The organism is Stenotrophomonas sp. ASS1, from assembly GCF_004346925.1.
GTDB classification, from domain to species: Bacteria; Pseudomonadota; Gammaproteobacteria; order Xanthomonadales; family Xanthomonadaceae; genus Stenotrophomonas; species Stenotrophomonas maltophilia_A.
In genome coordinates this window covers 3,746,913-3,765,968 of the sequence record NZ_CP031167.1, presented here as the reverse complement: position 1 = coordinate 3,765,968, position 19,056 = coordinate 3,746,913, and the positions used below count along the sequence as shown (strand labels likewise).

The 19,056-nt window shown below is 66.8% G+C and carries 14 protein-coding genes; 6 read left to right on the top strand and 8 right to left on the bottom strand.

Annotation, left to right across the window (positions count from 1 at the left end; translation table 11 throughout):
- Nucleotides 1-86: 86 nt before the first annotated feature.
- On the top strand, nucleotides 87-1,340 hold the full coding sequence (locus MG068_RS17405) for a flavohemoglobin expression-modulating QEGLA motif protein (RefSeq protein ID WP_132810764.1): 1,254 nt from the start codon (nucleotides 87-89) through the stop codon (nucleotides 1,338-1,340).
- 439 nt (nucleotides 1,341-1,779) lie between these two features.
- Here the strand turns inward: MG068_RS17405 and MG068_RS17400 are convergent, their stop codons facing one another.
- From MG068_RS17400 to MG068_RS17375, 6 genes are all read right to left on the bottom strand, one after another.
- Entirely contained in the window at nucleotides 1,780-4,077 is a 2,298-nt protein-coding gene (locus tag MG068_RS17400; protein ID WP_132810763.1) for a TonB-dependent receptor, read from the bottom strand.
- A gap of 160 nt (nucleotides 4,078-4,237) precedes the next feature.
- A complete protein-coding gene (locus tag MG068_RS17395) occupies nucleotides 4,238-4,780 on the bottom strand; it encodes a hypothetical protein (protein ID WP_071228131.1) in 543 nt (180 codons plus the stop codon).
- Complete coding sequence (locus MG068_RS21250) at nucleotides 4,755-5,375, bottom strand: hypothetical protein (RefSeq protein ID WP_065426815.1); 621 nt, start codon at nucleotides 5,373-5,375, stop codon at nucleotides 4,755-4,757. Before MG068_RS21250 ends, MG068_RS17395 begins: the two co-directional genes overlap by 26 nt.
- Nucleotides 5,376-5,557: 182 nt before the next feature.
- Nucleotides 5,558-6,298, bottom strand: coding sequence for an acetoacetyl-CoA reductase (gene phbB / locus MG068_RS17385; RefSeq protein ID WP_005419193.1), 741 nt, complete (start codon nucleotides 6,296-6,298; stop codon nucleotides 5,558-5,560).
- A gap of 24 nt (nucleotides 6,299-6,322) precedes the next feature.
- Nucleotides 6,323-7,651 (bottom strand): CitMHS family transporter, encoded by a 1,329-nt coding sequence (locus tag MG068_RS17380; RefSeq protein WP_032130486.1) that lies wholly within the window; start codon nucleotides 7,649-7,651, stop codon nucleotides 6,323-6,325.
- A 75-nt stretch (nucleotides 7,652-7,726) separates the two neighbouring features.
- Nucleotides 7,727-8,866 (bottom strand): OprO/OprP family phosphate-selective porin, encoded by a 1,140-nt coding sequence (locus MG068_RS17375; protein ID WP_132811157.1) that lies wholly within the window; start codon nucleotides 8,864-8,866, stop codon nucleotides 7,727-7,729.
- 242 nt (nucleotides 8,867-9,108) lie between these two features.
- Between MG068_RS17375 and MG068_RS17370 the strand changes: the two genes are divergently transcribed.
- Genes MG068_RS17370 through MG068_RS17355 form a run of 4 tightly spaced genes read left to right on the top strand, consistent with a single transcriptional unit; the run spans nucleotide 9,109 to nucleotide 12,913 of the window.
- Nucleotides 9,109-9,798 (top strand): response regulator transcription factor, encoded by a 690-nt coding sequence (locus MG068_RS17370; RefSeq protein ID WP_049463657.1) that lies wholly within the window; start codon nucleotides 9,109-9,111, stop codon nucleotides 9,796-9,798.
- Nucleotides 9,791-11,182: a sensor histidine kinase gene (locus MG068_RS17365; protein ID WP_032129112.1), complete on the top strand. Its 1,392-nt coding sequence runs from the start codon at nucleotides 9,791-9,793 to the stop codon at nucleotides 11,180-11,182. Before MG068_RS17370 ends, MG068_RS17365 begins: the two co-directional genes overlap by 8 nt.
- Nucleotides 11,179-12,234 (top strand): ABC transporter substrate-binding protein, encoded by a 1,056-nt coding sequence (locus tag MG068_RS17360; RefSeq protein ID WP_121504409.1) that lies wholly within the window; start codon nucleotides 11,179-11,181, stop codon nucleotides 12,232-12,234. The genes MG068_RS17365 and MG068_RS17360 overlap by 4 nt, the downstream gene beginning before the upstream one ends.
- Nucleotides 12,235-12,262: 28 nt before the next feature.
- Entirely contained in the window at nucleotides 12,263-12,913 is a 651-nt protein-coding gene (locus tag MG068_RS17355; protein WP_005414428.1) for a response regulator, read from the top strand.
- Nucleotides 12,914-13,371: 458 nt separating this feature from the next.
- Here MG068_RS17355 and MG068_RS17350 read toward each other — a convergent pair whose 3' ends face one another.
- A complete protein-coding gene (locus MG068_RS17350) occupies nucleotides 13,372-16,014 on the bottom strand; it encodes a hybrid sensor histidine kinase/response regulator (protein ID WP_132810762.1) in 2,643 nt (880 codons plus the stop codon).
- Nucleotides 16,015-16,080: 66 nt separating this feature from the next.
- Nucleotides 16,081-17,250, bottom strand: a complete 1,170-nt coding sequence (locus tag MG068_RS17345; RefSeq protein WP_071228137.1) for an OprO/OprP family phosphate-selective porin — start codon at nucleotides 17,248-17,250, stop codon at nucleotides 16,081-16,083.
- Between the two features lie 332 nt (nucleotides 17,251-17,582).
- Between MG068_RS17345 and MG068_RS17340 the strand changes: the two genes are divergently transcribed.
- Nucleotides 17,583-18,926, top strand: coding sequence for a dicarboxylate/amino acid:cation symporter (locus MG068_RS17340; protein WP_032129107.1), 1,344 nt, complete (start codon nucleotides 17,583-17,585; stop codon nucleotides 18,924-18,926).
- Nucleotides 18,927-19,056: the final 130 nt, after the last annotated feature.

Sequence of the window (19,056 nt, the reverse complement as noted above, 5' to 3'; positions counted from 1 at the left end):
CCGCCTTCAGCGGATGCCAACCAAGGTTGGCAGCTACCCGATCCATTGCACCTACCAACGCGCGGGCAGGGCGCTATAGTCCGCGCATGGAACCGACTGCGACGCTGGACCGTGACGTGGCCCACCATGCAGCGCTCGATGCGCGCCTGGTCGAGGCCGTGGGAGGCATCCGCCTGCTGGGCCTGACCAGCTGGCCAGCCACGGTGCAGGCGCCGTTCCTGGCCAGCGTGGCGCGTGGCCAGCCGGTACTGCCGAAGGTGGATTACCCGAAGCTGGACTTCAGCGAAGAACGCCGCGCACTGGCCGCGATCGCCGCCGACTGCGACGACAGCCATCCGCTGGGTCACTACGTGCGGCAGTCGGCGCAGAGCTGGGACCTGGCTGCACAGCTGCTGGAAGGGTTGGGCACTGCTGCCGTCGACTCCTGTTCGGTGCAGCTGTTCGGCGCACCCGAGCAGCCGCTGCCGGGCAATGGCCCGAGCACGCGCGAAGCGGCGCGCCACTTCATCCAGATTGCCGCCGAGCTGGACCACGAACTGCTGGCACCGGAAGAGCAGGTGCCGGTTTCGGCCATCGCGCTGCAACTGCAGCTGCAGAACGATCTGGACGCCTTCTTCGAATCACGCATCATCCAGGTGCAGCTGGATCCGGAACTGGTGTCCAAGGCGGCTGCAGGCCCGACCCGCATCCGCCTGCGCACCAGTGCGCGCTTCAGTGCCTACGACCGCGCGCAGCTGTTCCACCATGAAGCGCTGGTGCATTCGCTGACCGCCCTGAACGGCCGCGAGCAGCCGGTGCTGCCGAGCCTGGCACTGTCCTCGCCGCGGGTGACGGCAACCCAGGAAGGGCTGGCCACCTTTGCCGAGCAGATCACCGGCAGCATCGACATCGAGCGCCTCAAGCGCATCAGCCTGCGTACCGAAGCGATTGCGATGGCCCGCGAAGGTGCTGATTTCATCGAAGTGTTCCGCTATTTCTGCGATGCCGGGCAGAACGCGGAGGAGAGCTTCGCCTCGGCACAGCGCGTGTTCCGTGGGGTACCGCCGAGTGGCGGCCTGGCCTTCACCAAGGACACGGTGTACCTGCGCGGCCTGGTGTCGGTGCACACCTTCTTCCGCCACATGCTGGCCGAGGACCGCCTGCAGGTCTGCCGCTGGTTGTTTGCCGGCAAGATGAGCCTGACCGATGCGATCGCGTTCGCGCCGTTGTTCGAGGCGGGGGTGTTGAAGCCGCCGCGCTGGCTGCCGCACTGGGTGAGCCGGGCGAATGGCCTGGCCGGGATGCTGGCGTTCTCGCTGTTCGCCAACCGGATACGGATGGACCAGCTGGCGCCGGAATGAAATGCGTTGGCGGGATGATGCGCTGGCGCCTCGATTGATGTCGCTGGGCGGCGGTGGGGCACCCTGGCCAGGACACGCCGTAAACCCATCCATGGGGGCTCGATCGGCGCATCCATGCGCCTCACGGTCCTGGCCAGGGTGCCCCACCGCCGCCAGACATTTTCCCGCGCGGGCGGCAGCACATCACCGCGCCGAAGGGATTGCGCTTGAAAAGCAAAGAGCCGGGCAATGCCCGGCTCTTTGCTTTTTGCTCTTCTTTGCCTTCCGCACCGTGGCGCGGGAAACCGTCGAGCAGGGTCGGATGGGCCGGCGCAGGACCGTTGGCGCCATGGATGGCGCCATCGAGCCCCCATGGATGGGTTTACGGCGTGTCCTGCGCCGGCCCATCCGGCCCTGCCCCGCGACGATAATCAAGACGCCGCGGGGCAACGCTTTCGACTTAGAACTCTGCCGCCACCGTCATGAACAACTGCCGCGGTGCGCTCGCATGGATCGCATAACGCGTCCCCTTCGGATCAGTCGGCGCGAACGAGCTCAGCTGGCCGGCGTAGCGCTTGTTGGTCAGGTTGGTCGCGTTCAACGACACCCGAACGTTGCGCAGGCCCAGGCCGGGGCCGAAATCGTAGCCCGCACCGGCGTCGAAGGTGGTCACGCCCGGCACCGACTGGTCGTTGGTGTAGGTGTAGTAGCGCTTGCCGGTGTACTTGGCACGCAGGCTGGCGAAGAAGCCATCGCGGTTCCAGCTGATTTCACTGGAGGCCATGCGCTGCGGCGTATCCACGGTGATCTTGCCGGCCACCGGCACCACCGCGCCGCCGGACAGGTAGTCGTCCTCGTAGGTGGTCTTGTTCCAGGACAGCGCGTTGTACCACTGCAGGCCGTCGATCGGCTTGAGGATGAAGGTCAGTTCCGCACCGTAGCTCTTCACCGAACCGACGTTGATGAAGCGCGTCACGCACTCCGGACGCGTGCCGACTTCGATGCTCGAGCACGGGTTCAGCGACAGCAGGCGGTTGTCGAACTTCACGTTGTAGCCCGCGATCGACGCCTGGTACTTCTCGCCGAAGGTACGGAAGCCGGCTTCCAGGCTCTTGGACTTCTCCGGCTCCAGCCCAGCACTGGCCGCGAACGATTCCGGCGACACCTGCAGCGGGCCGCCGCTGCCACCGCCGACGAAGGCGGCGATGTTCTCGGCGTAGGAGGCGAACAGCTCGTTGTTGGCGTTGAGCTTGAAGCCCAGGCCCACCTGCGGCAGCACCGATTCCTTGGCGGTCAGCGTGCCCGAGGCGATGCTGGTTTCCACGCCGGGGTTGGCGGTGGCGCGCATGCGGGTGTTCGGGCTCTTGATGCCCACGTCCACGGTCAGGCGCTGGTCCAGGAAGCGCATGCGGTCCTGCACGTAGAACTGGCGCGTGCGGATGTCGAAGTCCTGGTTGAACAGCAGGCGGTCCGGGTTCTTCAGGTACAGGTCGTCCAGGAACGGGCCGCTGATGTAGTAGAAGTTGCGCGAAACGTTATGGTCGTTCTGCTCGTACCACAGGCCGGCTTCCAGTTCGTGGATGCCCACCGTCCACGACAGCGCGGCGGTCAGGCCATCGCGGTTGATCGTGTAGTTGGTGCTGCGGATCGAAATCGGCAGCATCTTGTCGGTACCCGGGTAGGACGGCTGGCCCGGTGCCCACCAGTGGCCCTGGCCACGGTTGTCGTGGTGATAGGCCAGCAGCTTCAGGCGCCCCTGCTCACCCAGGCGCAGGTCGGCATCCACCGAGTACAGGTTGTCGTCACGCAGTGCACGGCTCTGGTAGTACGCATCGTCGATGCTGGTGACGCCACCGCTGAACCTGCACTTGCTGCGGTCCAGAGTGCCCGGCGCGCAGTACGCAGCAGCCACGGCTCGATCCCAGTCCGGTGCGTAGATGTTCCAGTCATAGCCCAGGCCGCGGGCCAGCATGTCCTTGGACAGGTAGGCGTAGTTGGCCTGGCTGGCGCGCGAGGTGGCCACGAACGCACCGAAACGATGGTCGCCCACGTTCCACACCGCCTTGGCGTTGAACTGGCGAGTGGTCTGGTTCTGGTACGGCGCAGCCCACATGTCCTGGTCCTGGTGCACGCCGGACACGTAGGCCGAGAAGCCGTTGATGTCGCCGGTATCCACGCGCAGGTAGCCACGGCGCTGGCTGTTGTCGCCAACGGTGACGCTGGCGCGACCGCCGAATTCGGTGGACGGGTCCATCGAGAAGTACTGGATGGTGCCGCCCAGGTTGCTGGTCGAGGCCACGCCCAGCGAACCGATGCCCTGCGACAGCTCGGCACCGGCCAGGTTCTCGGCGATGATCGCGCGGGCGATGCTCAGGCCGTTGTAGTTGCCGTAGCTGTTGTCGCCCAGCGGGATGCCGTCCAGCGTGTAGCCCAGGCGGCTCTTGTCGAAGCCACGCAGGCTGATGGTCTGCGATTCCTCGTTGGCACCGAAGGCGTCGTTGGACTGCACCGACACGCCCGGCAGGCGATCGAGGATCTTCTGGCCGCTGGTGCCCGGCGGCAGCACCTGCTTGTCGACGGCGGTGATGCGCTGCACCTGGCGGGTCTCGCCCTGGCCGATCACGGAGACGGTATCCAGCGTCTGCGCGCTCAGCGCGGCATCGGTGCTGGCGCCGGTATCGGCGGCGGTGGCAGCATGGGCGCTGGCGGTGGCGGAAAGCGCGATCGCCACGGCGATCGTCAGGTGTCGGGTCTGCATGGTGGTCCGTTGCATTGGGGGTGGTCACCGGCACGGGTGCGCGGTGCATGGCCACTATGCGAACGGAACATGAAACCTTCTTTACGAAAAACCAACGAACGATGCAGGGCAGTGGTGCGTGTCCTGCAACATGTTCGTCATGGTGGTAGGCCGGTGGGAATCAGAAGCGCTCCCCAGGCCAGCTCAATTTGAGCTGGTCCATGCAGTCACGGTCATGTTCGGAGAATGAGAACCCGATCTGGATGCCGTTCAGTACCGTGCCGAACACCGTCGACTCGTCCAGGCTATGCCCTGACGGCACGGAAAGGACATTGAAGTCGGGGTAGCGACGACCCATCTGCTTTCGCGAGATGCAGGCGCCGCTCAGCCGCAGCGTAATGCCTTTGATGATTCGCCCCGACGCGTCGGTGTAGATCTGGCCAGAGGGCCCCTTGATCCTCCCAGCGACCGCGAATGGCGCCAGATCGATGGTGGCGCTGTCGCCCCGGCCCATTCTTGCCTCCGAACGCGAGCCGGCCGGAGCCAGGGGTGATAGCTGCGCGACAAGGTCAGAGCGTGACAGCTGCAAGGACCAGCGCTCCACGAGCCGCCAGGTTGCATCCGCCTCTTCCGCAGTGGCAGCGGACGTGGCTGCTGTTGCAGAACCGGCAACCAACAGGCTCAGGATCAGAAGAAGTTCAGGGACGGGCTGCGATCGCTTCATCGTAGATTCTTCCGTAGAAGTCGTTGTAGTTCTCGCCGGTGGTTGAAGTTACGTTGTTGTCGCAGAACAGCTTACCTACCTGCCGGTCCAGGTCTTCACCGCCGGCATCGGCCTGTGCGATGAGGCCAGGACCGTTGGACGCAGCTACGCCGATGTCGTAGTACCCCAGGCTGGTCACCAGAAGCTCACTGCGCGCGGTGAGGTTGTTGAGTACCGCTTTCCCCTCCATGGTGCAGAAGTGCTGGATGAACGCACCTCGGGTGCTCAAGGCGATACCTTCGAAATACAGTGCGTGTCCCACTTCATGGGCAATGGCTGCGATCCGGAAGTAATAGCCCGCAATGTCGGAGGAATCGCAGTCGAAGGACTGGATGTAGATCCGGATGGGATCGCGATTGGTATAGGACGCGGGAGCCCAGGCGAAGGTCCACTCCGGATGGCCGGTGATCTGCGCGTCGAGCGTGGGCGCGCCTGGGATCAGCCAGTCGGGGCAGCCCAGGCCCGTGATCACCCGCATGGGCGGGGGCTCCGCGCGGGTCGGTGTCGCCAGCAGCGTAGTGGCGACCACGAGAAGCGCAATCAGCAATGCACGCATGCCAACCTCCTTGATCCGCGATTCCAGCCGTTCATCCATCGGGCTCGGCGAGCGCTGGCAGGTATAGCACCGGTTCTGCCGATGTATCGGGAAGTGCGTCTCAGAAATGCAGAAACAAAAGGGGCCGGATCACCTTCACAACTGAAGGTGATCCGGCCCCCGCGCACTCCGTGGGGGAGGGCTTAGCCCATGTACAGACCACCGTTGACCGGATAGTCGGCGCCGGTCACGTACGAGGCTTCATCCGAGGCCAGCCACGCGCACAGGCCGGCTACTTCCTCCGGGCGACCGAGGCGGCGCACGGGCACCGAGGCGGCCAGCCGGTCCAGCACATCCGGCGGGAAGCTGCTGATCGCCTGGCTGGCGATATAACCCGGCGACAACGTGTTGACGGTCACCCCGCGCGAGGCCACTTCCGCGGCCAGCGCACGGCTGAAACCATGCATCGCGGCCTTGGCGGTGGCGTAGTTCACCTGGCCGATCTGGCCCTTGTGGGCGCTGACCGAACCGATGTTGATGATGCGGCCCCAGCCCCGCGTGGCCATGCCGTCCACCACCTGCTTGGTCAGGTTGAACAGCGCATTGAGGTTGGAGGCGATCACCGCGTTCCAGTCTTCCACCGTCATCTGCCGGAACAGCAGGTCGCGGCTGCCGCCGGAATTGTTGACCAGTACATCCACCTCGCCGACTTCGGCGCGGACCTTGGCGAACGCCGCGCTGGTCGAGGCCCAGTCGGTCGCGTTGCCTTCGGAGGCGATGAAGTCGAAGCCCTGTTCGCGCTGCTCGCGCAGCCAGTTGGCCTTGCGCGGTGAGTTCGGCGCGCAACCGGCGACCACGGTGTGGCCGCTGCGGGCCAGGCTCTGGCAGATGGCAGTACCGACACTGCCCATGCCGCTGGTGACGTAAGCGATTCGAAGCGTCATTGCAGAAGGCTCCTTGGTAAGGGGTCAGGCCGCGAGCGGGTACAGGCCGAACAGCAGGCTGCCGACCATCAGCAGCATCGAGATGGCGATAGCCCACTTCAGGGTGAACTTCTGGTGATCGGCGAACTCGACCTTGGCCAGGCCAACCAGCAGGTAGGTGGACGGCACCAGCGGGCTGAGCAGGTGCACCGGCTGACCGGCCAGCGAGGCGCGCGCCATTTCCACCGGGGTGATGCCGTAGTTGCCGGCGGCTTCGGACAGGATCGGCAGCACGCCGAAGTAGAACGCGTCGTTGGACATGAAGAAGGTGAACGGCATCGACGCCACCGCCGTGATCACCGCCAGGTACGGCCCCCACGATTCCGGGATCACCGCCAGGAAGCTGTGCGACATCGCTTCGACCATGCCGGTGTTGTTGAGGATGCCGGTGAAGATGCCAGCGGCGAAGATCAGCGACACCACCGACAGCACGTTGCCGGCGTGGTTGACCACGCGGCGGCGCTGCTCGGCCAGGTTCGGGTAGTTGATCACCAGGGCGATGGCGAAGCCGACCATGAACAGCACCGGCATCGGCAGCACGCCGATGATCAGCGCGGTCATCAGCGCCACGGTCAGGGCCAGGTTGACCCACAGCAGCTTCGGACGCTTGATGTCCTCGGCGTCTTCCACGGTCGGCAGCGGGTTGCTGTCGTCGGACACGCTGTTGTCCATCCAGCTGCCGCCCTTGGGCAGGGTCACCACGCCGAGGCGACGGCGTTCCTTCAGGCCCAGGTACCAGGCCAGCAGCAGCACGCCAGCACAGGCGATCACCATCGACGGGATCAGCGGCACGAACACATCGGCGGGGTCCACGTGCAGCGCGGTGGCCGCGCGGGCGGTCGGGCCGCCCCACGGGGTCAGGTTCATCACGCCGCCGGCGAGGATGGTCACGCAGGTCATGTTCAGCGCGTTCATGCCCAGCCGCTGGTACAACGGCAGCATCGCCGAGACGGTGATCATGTAGGTGGTCGAGCCATCACCGTCGAGCGAGATCAGCATCGCCAGCACCGCGGTGCCGAGCACGATCTTCATCGGATCGCCCTTCACGAAGCGCAGGATCACCCGCACCAGTGGATCGAACAGGCCGGCGTCGATCATCACCCCGAAGTAGAGGATGGCGAACATCAGCATCACGCCGGTCGGCGCGATCTTCTTGATGCCCTCCAGCATCATCTCGTCGATGTTGGCGCCGAAGCCGCCGATCAGCGCGAACAGGATGGGGATGGTGATCAGGGCGACGAGCGGCGACAGGCGTTTGCTCATGATCAAGTACATGAACGTAATGACCATGCCAAAGCCGAGGATGCTCAGCATCATCTGCGGACTCCTTGCGAAAACAGGACGTGGGGGAGTGGAAGGGGCCCGGGCGGCATGCCCGGAATATCAGGTCTAGAAGTCGTACTGCAGGCGGCCGGTGACCGCACGCGTGCGGTCCACCGTGATCCCGGCGAGGCGGTCGCGGTTGCGGCTTTCGATCACGTTGAGCATGAAGCGCAGGTTGTCGCGCAGGTACCAGTTGCCACCCAGCGTCCACGCTTCGGTGCTGCCGCGGCGCAGGTCGGCTGCACCGTCGAGGTGCTGTGCGCCCCACATCTGGTCGTAGCGCAGTGCCACTTCGAAGGCACCGGCCTTGTGGCGGATGTCCTTCACCCGCGCGAAGCGGCCGGTCTTGCGGTCGTAGGCGCGGCTTTCGCCGGTGACGAACCAGCTGAGCATGCCGTAGGCGGCCATCACGTCACCGCGCTGCGCGCCGTCATCGAAGGTGGCACCACTGAACTCGCCCTGCCACGACAGCGGGCCGCGCACCTGCGCGTATTCCAGCGACCACTTGTTGACGTCGGTATCGCGGCCAGCGGAGAAGTCGACCAGGGTCAGGCGGCTCTCGTCGGACAGGTGGCCGGCCGGGCGCGGGCGGATGCGCAGGCCGGGCACGCCGTTGGCGCCCGGGTTGTCATAGGCCTCGCGGGCCAGCGACAGGCCCAGGTGCAGCACGTCGCCATCGCTGGGCGAGGGGGCCCAAGTGACGCGGCCACCGGCGGCGCGGCCCTTCACCTGCCAGGCGTCGATGCTCTCCAGGCTGTAGAGGCTGGCCGCCCAGGTGAAGTCGCCGGGGTTGGCCTGCCACGATGCGCCCAGGCGATACAGCGGCGCCAGCGTGGTGCCGGCGTTGCCGCGCTCCAGGAAGCTGCCGTAGTTGGAGCTGGTGCGGTCATCCAGCGAGAAGTACTGCTTGAACTGGCCCACGGTGAGCTTGCCGGCCTTGCCGAAGCTGCGTGCCAGGTACACGTCCTTGGCCTCGACGCGGTCGCCGGAGAAATCGGCTTCCAGCTTGTAGTCGACCACGAAGAACTTGCCGGACACATCGACCCAGGCACGGCGGATCTCGGTGTCATCCTTGTTCGGCGTACCGCGGTTGTCGTTGTCGAAGGTGGCGAAGTCCAGGTGCAGGCGGCCTCCGAGCGAGGCCGTGACCGGACGATCGTCTTCGGCGGCAAAGGCCGGCGCCGACAGGGCAGCCAGCGCCATCATGGCGGCAGGGCGCCGCCAGGCAAACGTGAATTCCACAAACCCTCCCAGGTGCGCGCCAGGCGCGCGGCAATCGTGGGCACCGGACGGTGCGCGGCCGCAGTCTGGGTCGCCGTAGCTGTCATCGTCCTGTCAACGGATTGTGCGGTGCAGCGTAAAACCGGCCACTGCGCTCACTGGGCCACGCCCGGCAAGCGCGGCGGCGGCATGCGGTAGCATTCGTTTCCCCTCCCACCCCCGTGCCCATGCGCCTGCTGCTGGTCGAAGACAACCCGGATCTGGCCGATGCGATCATCCGCCGCATGCGCCGCAGTGGGCACGCCGTGGACTGGCAGGCCGATGGCCTGGCGGCCGCCAGCGTGCTGCGCTACCAGAGCTTCGACCTGGTGGTTCTGGATATCGGCCTGCCCAAGCTCGATGGCCTGCGCGTGCTGGCCGGCATGCGCGAGCGCGGCGACAGCACACCGGTGCTGATGCTGACCGCGCGCGACGGCATCGAAGACCGTGTGCAGGCGCTGGACGTCGGCGCCGACGATTACCTGGGCAAGCCGTTCGATTTCCGCGAGTTCGAAGCGCGCTGCCGCGTGCTGCTGCGACGCGCGCGCGGCCAGGCCAGCGAAGTGGTGCAGATCGGTGGCTTCCAGTTCGACAATGCCGCGCACCGGGTCAGCCTCGACGGCGAACCGATCGAACTGCCGAACCGCGAGTACCGGCTGCTGGAGATTCTGGTCGGCCGCCTCGGCCAGGTGGTCGGCAAGGATGAGATAGGCAATGGCCTGTTCGGCTTCGACGATGAAGCCGGCCCGAATGCCATCGAGCTGTATGTGGGGCGCCTGAGAAAGAAGCTGGCAGGTGCACCGCTGCGCATCACCACGGTGCGCGGCGTTGGCTATCTGCTGGAAGCCAGTGATGACAGCGCCGACGCCGATGGCTGACGCGCGTACCGCGAACGCCGCACCGGGCTCGCTGCGGCGCACGCTGCTGCTCTACCTCGGCGCGTTGCTGGCGGTGTTCGCGGTGGCTCTGCTGTTTGCCGCGCGCGGCTATGGCCAGCGCGCCGCCAACCGTTCCTACGATCACCTGTTGGTGTCCTCGGCGTTGTCCATTGCCGATTCGGTGGCCCTGGTCGATGGCCAATGGCAGGTCGATCTGCCCTATGCGGCGCTGGACCTGCTGGCGATGGCCCCGGAAGACCGCGTGTTCTATCGGGTCGCCGACAGCCGTGGCAACCTGATCACCGGCTATGGCGACCTGCCGGCGCCGCCGCGCCGGCCCGGCACGCAACCGCAGCTGTTTGATGCGGCGTACAGTGGCGAGACCGTGCGCTTCGTGGTGGTCGGCCGCAGTTTCGCCGCCGCCTCGGCGCAGGGCGAAGTACAGGTGCAGGTCGGCCAGACCCGGCGTGCGCGTGAAGCGGTCGCGCAGGACATGGTCAACCGCGCACTGCTGGCGATCGGTGTGCTGTCCGGCCTGCTGCTGGCGCTGGTGGCCTTTGGCGTGCATCGCGCATTCCGGCCATTGGTGCGGGTGGAACGCGAGCTGTCACGCCGCGAGCCCTCTGACCTGAAGCCGCTGGATGCCCGTGTACCGCGCGAGATGGACCAGATGGTGGCGGCGTTGAACCGCTTCATGGAACGCCTGTCCAGCAGCAACGAGACCTTGCGTGCGTTCATGGCCGAGGCCGCGCACCAGATGCGCACGCCGTTGGCGGCATTGCGTGCGCAGGCACAGCTGGCGCTGGATGACGACGATCCCGAAGACATGCGGCGCAGCCTGCAGGCGATCGAGCGCAACGCCACCCACATGAGCCGGTTGTTGAATCAGTTGCTCAGCGATGCCAGCGTGATCCATCGTTCGCATCTGCAGCGCTTTGCTGCAGTGGATCTGGCCGAGACCGTGCACCAGGCCCTGCATGAAGCGCTGCCGCAGGCCGGCCCGGCGCCGCGCGTGCAGCTGGCGATGACTGCCGAGCCGGTACAGGTGCATGGCGATGCGCTGCTGCTGCGCGAGGCGATCAAGAACCTGGTCGACAACGCGTTGAAGTACGGTGGTGATGGGCCGTTGCAGATCGCATTGACCGTGGAAGGCGGGCAGGCCGTGCTGACCATCGCCGACCACGGTGCCGGCATTGCCGCCGCCGATGCCGAACGCGTGTTCGAGCGCTTCGCCCGTGGCGAAGGCGCGCCGTCCGGCGGCGCCGGGCTTGGCCTGGCCATCGTCAAGCGTGTGGTCGACAGCCACGGTGGCCGCATCGACCTCAGCAATCGTCCTCAGGGCGGGCTGATCGCCACCATCCGCCTGCCCCGGAGCAGTCCATGATCCGCCTGTTCACTGCTGCCGTTGCCTTGCTGCTGGCCCTGCCGGTGCTGGCTGCGCCAGGCGATGTGCGCCGTTTTCCCGCACAGGCAAAGACCACGGCGCAGCTGCGCATCCACGGCACCACCGACATCGAAGTGTTCGCGGTGGTCATCGCCGACTACCAGCGGCTGCACCCGGGCACCGAAGTGGTGTACGAGGACATCATCACCCAGGACCTGTACGCGCGGTACCTGCACGACCGCGGCGGACCGGCATCGCCGGACCTGCTGATCTCCAGTGGCATGGACCTGCAGACCAAGCTGGTCAACGATGGTCATGCACTGCCGCACCGCTCCGCTCAGACCGCCGCGCTGCCGGCCTGGGCGCAGTGGCGCAACGAGGCATTCGGCATCAGCTACGAGCCGGTGGTGATGGTCTACAACACCCGTGCACTGCCGTCGGCGAAGGTGCCGCACACGCGCCGGCAACTGCTGGACCGGTTGCGCGCCGAAGGCGCACCGCTGCGCGGCAGGGTCGGCACCTATGACATCGAACGCAGCAGCGTCGGCTACCTGCTGTCAACGCAGGATGCGCAGCGTGGCAGCATCGCCGGTGCGCTGCTGGGCGCGCTGGGCGACAACGATGTGGTGCGCGAGGAGCGCACCGGCGTGCTGCTGGACAAGGTGGCCAGCGGACAGCTGTCGCTGGTCTACAACGTGCTCGGCTCTTACGCGCAGGCGCGCATCGACGCGGGTGCTCCGCTGGCGATTGTGGAGCCTGAGGACTACACGCTGGTGGTACTGCGTACCGCGGTGATTCCACGCACCGGCCCACACCCGGAAGAAGCCCGGCGCTTCCTCGATTACCTGTTGTCGCCGCGTGGCCAGCAGGTGCTGTCACGCGAGGCACGGCTGATGCCGATCGTCACCGGCAGCGCACGTGGCGACGATGCGCCCGGCCGCAGCCGCCGCCCGATCCAGCTGGGCCCGGGCCTGCTGGTGTACCTGGATGCACTCAAGCGCCGCCAGTTCCTCGATGCCTGGCGCAGCAGCGTGGAGCCGGCAGGGCGCTGAGGCGACGGCCTGCCCGTACAATGGCGGCATGAGCGAATACACCATCCTGATCGCCGATGACCACCCGCTGCTGCGTTCGGCGGTGGTGCAGTCATTGCGGCAGAGCCTGCCGCTGGCGCAGGTGCGCGAGGTCGCCAGCGCCGAGGCATTGGCCGAAGCCCTCGACGCGCACCCGGACGTGGACCTGGTGCTGCTCGACCTGACCATGCCCGGCGCGCACGGTTTCTCCGCGCTGCTGCACGTGCGCGGCTCGCATCCGGACATTCCGGTGGTGATCCTCTCGTCCAACGACCACCCCCGTGTGATCCGCCGCGCCCAGCAGTTCGGTGCCGCCGGTTTCATCCCGAAGTCGGCCCCGGCCGAGACCATTGGCGAGGCCGTGCAGGCGGTCCTTGATGGCGGCTTGTGGTTCCCGGCGATGGCCGCCGAACGCTCCGAGGCCGACGCACTGCTGGCCAGCCGCCTGGCCCAGCTGACCCCGCAGCAGTTCCGCGTGCTGCTGTGCCTGGCCGATGGCCTGCTCAACAAGCAGATCGCCTATACGCTGGGATTGGCCGAGAACACGGTGAAGGTGCATGTCACCGCGATCCTGAAGAAGCTCGAATGCCATAGCCGAACGCAGGCGGCAGTGCTGGTGAAGGCGCTGGAGCCGGAAGGCGACGCGGGCATCGGGTTGTAGTTTCCAGCCAACGGCGCAGCCCCTTGTGGGTGGACACGTAGAGCAGTTCATGGGTGAGGCCGGGCAGGTTCCGTGCGCATCCATCCACGGAAGAGAAAAGAACATCAAAAGCAAAGGCAGCCTGGCAGGCCGCCTTTTGTAGAGCCGAGCCTACGCTCGGCTGCTTTGCGGTCGGTCCGCGAAGCCGAGCATGGGCTCGTCTCTACACGAGCAAGCGCAGCGCGCGACCGGCTTTTGTTCTTCTTTTTCTTCTCCGTGGGTGGCAGGCCACCGAAATCTGTCAGAGGCCGGTCGGGTTGGGTTCGCGGGGGTGTCAGCCGCATGGATGCGGCTGCCAAGCCTCCAGGGACGGATTCACGGCGTCCCCCGCGAACCCATCCCGACCGGCCCACCCACGGCTTCTGCTTTCCACGACAAACCAGGCACCACCCACGAGGGGCTGCGCCGTTGGCTGGAAACTACCCGCGATGCCGGATCAACAACTGACTCATCAGCGCCCGCAGCGCCGGCGGCTTCACCGGCTTGGCCATCATTCCCCAGCCACGCTCGGCAGCCATCTCACGCAATCCCGCATCGCGCTCTGCAGTGACCAGCACCACCGGCGGGCGGGTCTGCCACAGCTCTGCCAATGTCTCGTACAGCACCGGGCCGTGGTGGTCACCCATGCGCACATCCAGCAGCACCAGCTCCGGCACGGTTGCCGTCGTGGCCAACTGCAGCGCTGCCTGCGGGCCATCGGCCAGCAGCACCTCGCAGCCCCAGCGCTCCAGCAGCGCGCGGCTGGCCGCGCACACGTGCGGATCGTCATCGATCACCCACACCCGGCGCCCTCGCAGCGGGTTGTCCGCCGCCGGTTCCTGCGCGAGCACCGGCGCGGGCGCGGTGGCGGGTATCGCGCTGGCGTCGCCGAACGGCACGCCCACGGCGAACACGCTGCCCTGGCCCAGCTGCGAGCGCAGCCGGATCGGATGTCCGAGCAGGCGGCCGATGCGGTCGACGATGGCCAGGCCAAGGCCGGCACCGCGCTGCTGGCCGTCGTGCAGGCGGCGGAATTCCTCGAAGATCTCGCCCTGCAACGCATCGGGGATGCCGGGGCCCTGGTCGTGCACCTCGATCCACAGCAGGCCTTCGCGGCGACGGCAGCCCAGAAGCACGCGACCGCGCTCGCTGTAGCGCAGCGCGTTGGACAGGAAATTCTGCAGGATGCGGCGCAGCAGCGCTTCATCGCTGACCACCACCGCATCGGTATCGACCCAGTCCACCACCAGGCCACGTGACTGCGCGGCGATGCCGAATTCGCGCGCCAGTGTCTGCAGCAGCGGCCCGAGCCGGAACGCCTGCACACGGGTCGGCAGGCTGCCCGATTCCAACCGCGCGATATCCAGCAGGCTGTTGAGGATCGCATCCTGCGCGGCCAATGCAGCGTCGATGTGATCGCTGGTCTGCTGCTGCGCCGGATCGCTCAGCTTGCCGCGCAGCACCGAGACGAACATGCGTGCTGCGTTGAGCGGTTGCAGCAAGTCGTGCACGGCCGAGGCGACGAAGCGGGTCTTGTAGCGGTTGGCCTGTTCGGCCTCGCGGCGTGCTTCGTCCAGGTCGTGGGTACGTTCGGCGATGCGGTGTTCCAGTGCATCGGCCAGCGAGCGCAGTTCGCGTGCAGCATTCTTGTAGCTGGTGATGTCGGCGTAGCTGGTGACGAAGCCGCCGTCGGGCAGCGGGTTGCCGCGGATTTCCAGCACCGTACCGTCGTCCTTCTCACTTTCGCGCATGTGCGGACGGCCGCTGCGCAGGTGGTTGAGGCGACGCTCGATGGCCTCGTCGACCGGGCCGGGACCGAGCAGGCCACGGCGTGCGTTGAAGCGGAACAGTTCCTCGATGGGCCGCCCCACGCGCACCAGGTCCAGCGGGAAACGGAACAGTTCCAGGTAGCGCGAATTCCATGCGACCAGACGCAGGTCCCGGTCGATCACCACCACGCCCTGCGGCAGGTGTTCAAGGCTGCGGCTTAGGCCGCTGTCGGCATCGGTGGCGGCCTGCAGCAGGCCATCCTGTGCGGTGCGCAGTTCCTGTGCATGCTGCTTGAGCAGGGTTTCCAGCTCGCGGCGGCTGCGCAGGCGATGCTTGGCCAGGCGCCGGCGCTGCTGCACGAACAGCACCAGGAAGCCCAGCGCCAGCCACGCAGCACCTCCGGTAAGCGCGGCCGCACGGCCGGCGGCGGTGGCGGCACTGGCGTCGTGCAGCAGGTGCAGGTTCCAGTCTTCGGCCGGCAGCGCAAGGCTCTGCCACAGCATCGGCTGCGGCAATGCCGGATCCAGCAGGCGCACCATGCGGCCGCCATCGGCCAGTACATCCTCGGTACGTGCGCGCAGTGGCTGCAGGGTGCGATCGGCGTACTGGCGGGCGTCCAGCATCTCGCGGCGCTCATCGGCGCCCAGCGGTCGCAGCAGGCGGTAGCGCCAGCTGTCACGGTTGGCCAGGAACACCACGTCGTGGTCGTCACTGGCCAGCACCACGTCAGGGCTGCTCAGCCACTCCTGCTCCAGTGCCGACAGCTCGACCTTGATCACCACCACGCCGAGCCGCTTGCCGTCTTCCTCGATGGCCTGCGACAGGTAGTAGCCGGGCACACCGGTGGTCATGCCGATGCCGTAGAAGCGGCCGCGGCCCTGGGCCAGCGCCTGGCGGTAATAGGGACGATAGCTGTAGTTCTCACCGACGTTGGTGGTCGGCTGGTCCCAGTTGCTCGCCGCCACCGCCACGCCATCGTGACCGACCAGGGTCAGGGTCGAGGCACGGGTGACTTCATTGGCGCGTTGCAGCTTGAGGTTCAGCCGCTGCCGTTCGGTGGGCGAGGGCTGCACACGCAGGGCGTGCAGCAGATCCGGATCCAGTGCCAGTACCTGCGGCAGCGTGCCGAAGCGGTCGATGCGCTGCTGCAGGCCCTGGCCATACAACTGCAGCTGGCGTTGTACCTGGCTGCTTTCCTCACCGAGGGCGCGCCGCCAGGCGTAGTGGCCGGCGGCGACCGCACACAGCACGGTGCCGCCGACCATCACCGCGATGGTCAGCAACAGCATCCGGTGGCGGCTGAGCCAGTACATGGCGGCAGTCTACGCAGGGCCGGCGGGCGTGGCGTACACGCCCGCCGGGATCTGACGTGGAAGGGGTCAGAAGTGCATCTGCGCGCGCAGTTCGAAGATCTCCGGCGTGCTGTGCACGCCGCGACGGCTGGCGTCGACCTTGACGTAGTTGGCCTGGAACTTGAAGTGGCTGGTCAGGTACCAGTTCGCACCCAGAGTGAGGTCGTGCTGGCGGCCGCCGAGGATGCTGCCATCGTCGAGGTCCATGCGGCTGTAACGGGCCACCAGTTCCACCGCGCCGTAGTCGTGCGCCGGCTTGATGTTGGCCACCGCACCGGCGTTGTACGGGCGCGATTCGCCGGTCAGCACCCAGCTCGCCATCGCGTACTGGCCGCTGCCGGTGTAGTCGGGCTTGCCGTCATGGCGGGTGACCGTGGCGCGCAGGGCTTCGGCCTGCACCGAGAACGGGCCGCGGATCCAGATGCCTTCCAGACCGGTGCGGCGGATCTGGTCGGCGGTGACCAGCGCGCCGGAATCGACATAGCGGATGTCGGTCAGGCCGGCTTCCGGACGTGCGCGCAGGCGCGCGCTGGCCTCGTGGTGCACGTCGCGGCCATCGCTGTAACCGCGCGGATTTTCCTGCGAGTAGGCCAGGCCCAGGTGGATCACGTCACCCGGCGCCTTCACCGGGGTCCACACCGCACGCACGGCCTGGGTGGTGCCCGGGTTGTCACCCTGCAGGTCCTTGCCGCCATAGGCGCCGGCCTGCAGCAGGTACTGCGGGCGCTCAAGCACCCATTCCACACCCGTGCGGCGGCCAGCGTAGAAGGCCTGCACCGGCAGCGCGGTTTCCAGGAAGCTGCCGGCGCGCGAGGACGTGTTCGCGTCCAGGCCGACCGGGGTCTTCATGTAGCCGAAGCGGAAGCGGCCGATGTCGCGGCCGAAGAAGGCCTTGCTTTCGAAGCGCACGAACACGTCCAGCCAGGTATCGGACTGGAAGTCGTAATAGACCATCGCGTCGTAGACGCCCTTCTTCTTCAGCGTCGCACCGAACTCCTTGCGGCGCACGGCGTCGTCGTCCTCAAGGCCACTGCCCGAGGAGAAATCGTTGTAGTCGTAGGCGATGTTGGCGGTAGCGGCCAGCTCGGTGCCGTCGCCGAAGGCGTACTTGGTCGGCCAGTTGTCGAAATCGGCAGCCGAAGCGAAGGCGGGAAGCGCGGCCAGCGACAGGGCCAGCAAGGTGGGAATCGGGCGCATGTTGGGTGCGGCTCTCTCAGATTGCGTGTGGACAGGACAACAACGGCCGCAAGGGCCGGAACTTTCGCAATGACGCGCCCGGCCGTTCAGCTCGGGCCACCGGCCTCCCCGTGATCGGGCGGTGCGGCGCCAGTGTAGGCACCGCGGCCACCTGAACCGGGGGGCTAGTACCAATAGGTTATCTGCGCCAGCGTGCCCGGCGCGTACAAAGGCGTCCATTGGTCGCACCCCCTGCGCGTGCTGCACAGGGCCTGCGGTCAGTTTCCACGGTAACGGTTCCCGTGCAGTCCCGGGGCCGTACGTGCCTGAAAACGCCCCTTCCGGAGTCCGCCATGCACATCCCGACCGCAGCACCGGTGCCTGCAAAGCCGTTGCCGATCTATCGCCAGCTGTACTTCCAGGTGATCGTGGCGATCGTCCTGGGCGCCATCCTCGGCCACTACGAACCGTTGATCGGCGAGAAGATGAAGCCGCTCGGCGATGCCTTCATCAACCTGGTAAAGATGATCATCGCACCGGTGATCTTCCTGACCATCGTCACCGGCATCGCCGGCATGACCCACCTGCGCACGGTGGGCCGCGTATTCGCCAAGGCGATGGCGTACTTCCTGTTCTTCTCCACGCTGGCGCTGATCGTCGGCATGATCGTGGCGCACGTGGTGCAGCCTGGCGCCGGCATGAACATCAATCCGGCCGAGCTGGACCAGACCGCGGTGCACAGCTACGTCGAGAAGTCGCATGACCTGACCCTGGTCGGCTTCCTGATGGACATCATTCCGAAGACGCTGCTCAGCGCGTTCGTCGATGGCAACATCCTGCAGGTGCTGTTCGTGGCCGTGCTGTTCGGCATCGCGCTGGCATCGGTGGGCGAGAAGGGCAAGCCGATCGTGAACTTCCTGGAGGCGCTGGTCGCCCCGGTGTTCAAGCTGGTCCACATCCTGATGAAGGCCGCGCCGATCGGTGCCTTCGGCGCAATCGCCTTCACCATCGGCAAGTACGGTGTTGGCTCGCTGATCAACCTGGCCTGGCTGGTGGGTTCGTTCTACCTCACCGCCTTCCTGTTCGTGGCGGTCATCCTGGGCCTGGTCTGCCGCCTGTGCGGCTTCTCGGTGTTCAAGCTGGCGCGCTACCTGAAGGCCGAACTGCTGCTGGTGCTGGGCACCTCCTCGTCCGAGTCGGCGCTGCCGTCGCTGATGGAGAAGATGGAACGCGCCGGCTGCAGCAAGTCGGTGGTGGGCCTGGTGGTCCCGACCGGCTACTCGTTCAACCTGGACGGCACCAACATCTACATGACCCTGGCGGCGCTGTTCATCGCCCAGGCCACCAACACCGAACTGACCCTGGGCCATCAGATTGCCCTGCTGCTGGTCGCCATGCTCAGCTCCAAGGGCGCGGCCGGCGTCACCGGCGCCGGCTTCATCACCCTGGCCGCCACCCTGGCCGTGGTGCCGGAGGTGCCGGTGGCCGGCATGGCGCTGATCCTGGGCGTGGACCGCTTCATGAGCGAATGCCGCTCGCTGACCAACTTCATCGGCAATGCCGTGGCCACCGTGGTGGTCTCGCGCTGGGAGGGGGCGCTGGACCGCAACCGCCTGAAGCTGGCGCTGGATGGCCGCGAAAGCGAACTGCCGCCGCTGGTCGATGCCGTGCCCGAGGCGCTGCCGGCCAGGGGCTGATCCAGGTGTGTGGTACCGCGGGGCCGATCACGACAGTGGTACGGCCCCGCGGCGTTTCAAGGCGACCCATGGCTGTCATGCGGAGCGCCGAAGCTGGTCTCGCGGTACCGTCGCATACGGCACGGAATTG

What these genes read in the sequence shown, in the direction of transcription:
- MG068_RS17405 (WP_132810764.1), top strand. Translation starts at nt 87, where the DNA reads ATGGAACCGACTGCGACGCTGGACCGTGACGTGGCCCACCATGCAGCG.
- MG068_RS17400 (WP_132810763.1), bottom strand. Translation starts at nt 4,077, where the DNA reads ATGCAGACCCGACACCTGACGATCGCCGTGGCGATCGCGCTTTCCGCC.
- MG068_RS17395 (WP_071228131.1), bottom strand. Translation starts at nt 4,780, where the DNA reads ATGAAGCGATCGCAGCCCGTCCCTGAACTTCTTCTGATCCTGAGCCTG.
- MG068_RS21250 (WP_065426815.1), bottom strand. Translation starts at nt 5,375, where the DNA reads ATGCGTGCATTGCTGATTGCGCTTCTCGTGGTCGCCACTACGCTGCTG.
- phbB (WP_005419193.1), bottom strand. Translation starts at nt 6,298, where the DNA reads ATGACGCTTCGAATCGCTTACGTCACCAGCGGCATGGGCAGTGTCGGT.
- MG068_RS17380 (WP_032130486.1), bottom strand. Translation starts at nt 7,651, where the DNA reads ATGCTGAGCATCCTCGGCTTTGGCATGGTCATTACGTTCATGTACTTG.
- MG068_RS17375 (WP_132811157.1), bottom strand. Translation starts at nt 8,866, where the DNA reads ATGATGGCGCTGGCTGCCCTGTCGGCGCCGGCCTTTGCCGCCGAAGAC.
- MG068_RS17370 (WP_049463657.1), top strand. Translation starts at nt 9,109, where the DNA reads ATGCGCCTGCTGCTGGTCGAAGACAACCCGGATCTGGCCGATGCGATC.
- MG068_RS17365 (WP_032129112.1), top strand. Translation starts at nt 9,791, where the DNA reads ATGGCTGACGCGCGTACCGCGAACGCCGCACCGGGCTCGCTGCGGCGC.
- MG068_RS17360 (WP_121504409.1), top strand. Translation starts at nt 11,179, where the DNA reads ATGATCCGCCTGTTCACTGCTGCCGTTGCCTTGCTGCTGGCCCTGCCG.
- MG068_RS17355 (WP_005414428.1), top strand. Translation starts at nt 12,263, where the DNA reads ATGAGCGAATACACCATCCTGATCGCCGATGACCACCCGCTGCTGCGT.
- MG068_RS17350 (WP_132810762.1), bottom strand. Translation starts at nt 16,014, where the DNA reads ATGTACTGGCTCAGCCGCCACCGGATGCTGTTGCTGACCATCGCGGTG.
- MG068_RS17345 (WP_071228137.1), bottom strand. Translation starts at nt 17,250, where the DNA reads ATGCGCCCGATTCCCACCTTGCTGGCCCTGTCGCTGGCCGCGCTTCCC.
- MG068_RS17340 (WP_032129107.1), top strand. Translation starts at nt 17,583, where the DNA reads ATGCACATCCCGACCGCAGCACCGGTGCCTGCAAAGCCGTTGCCGATC.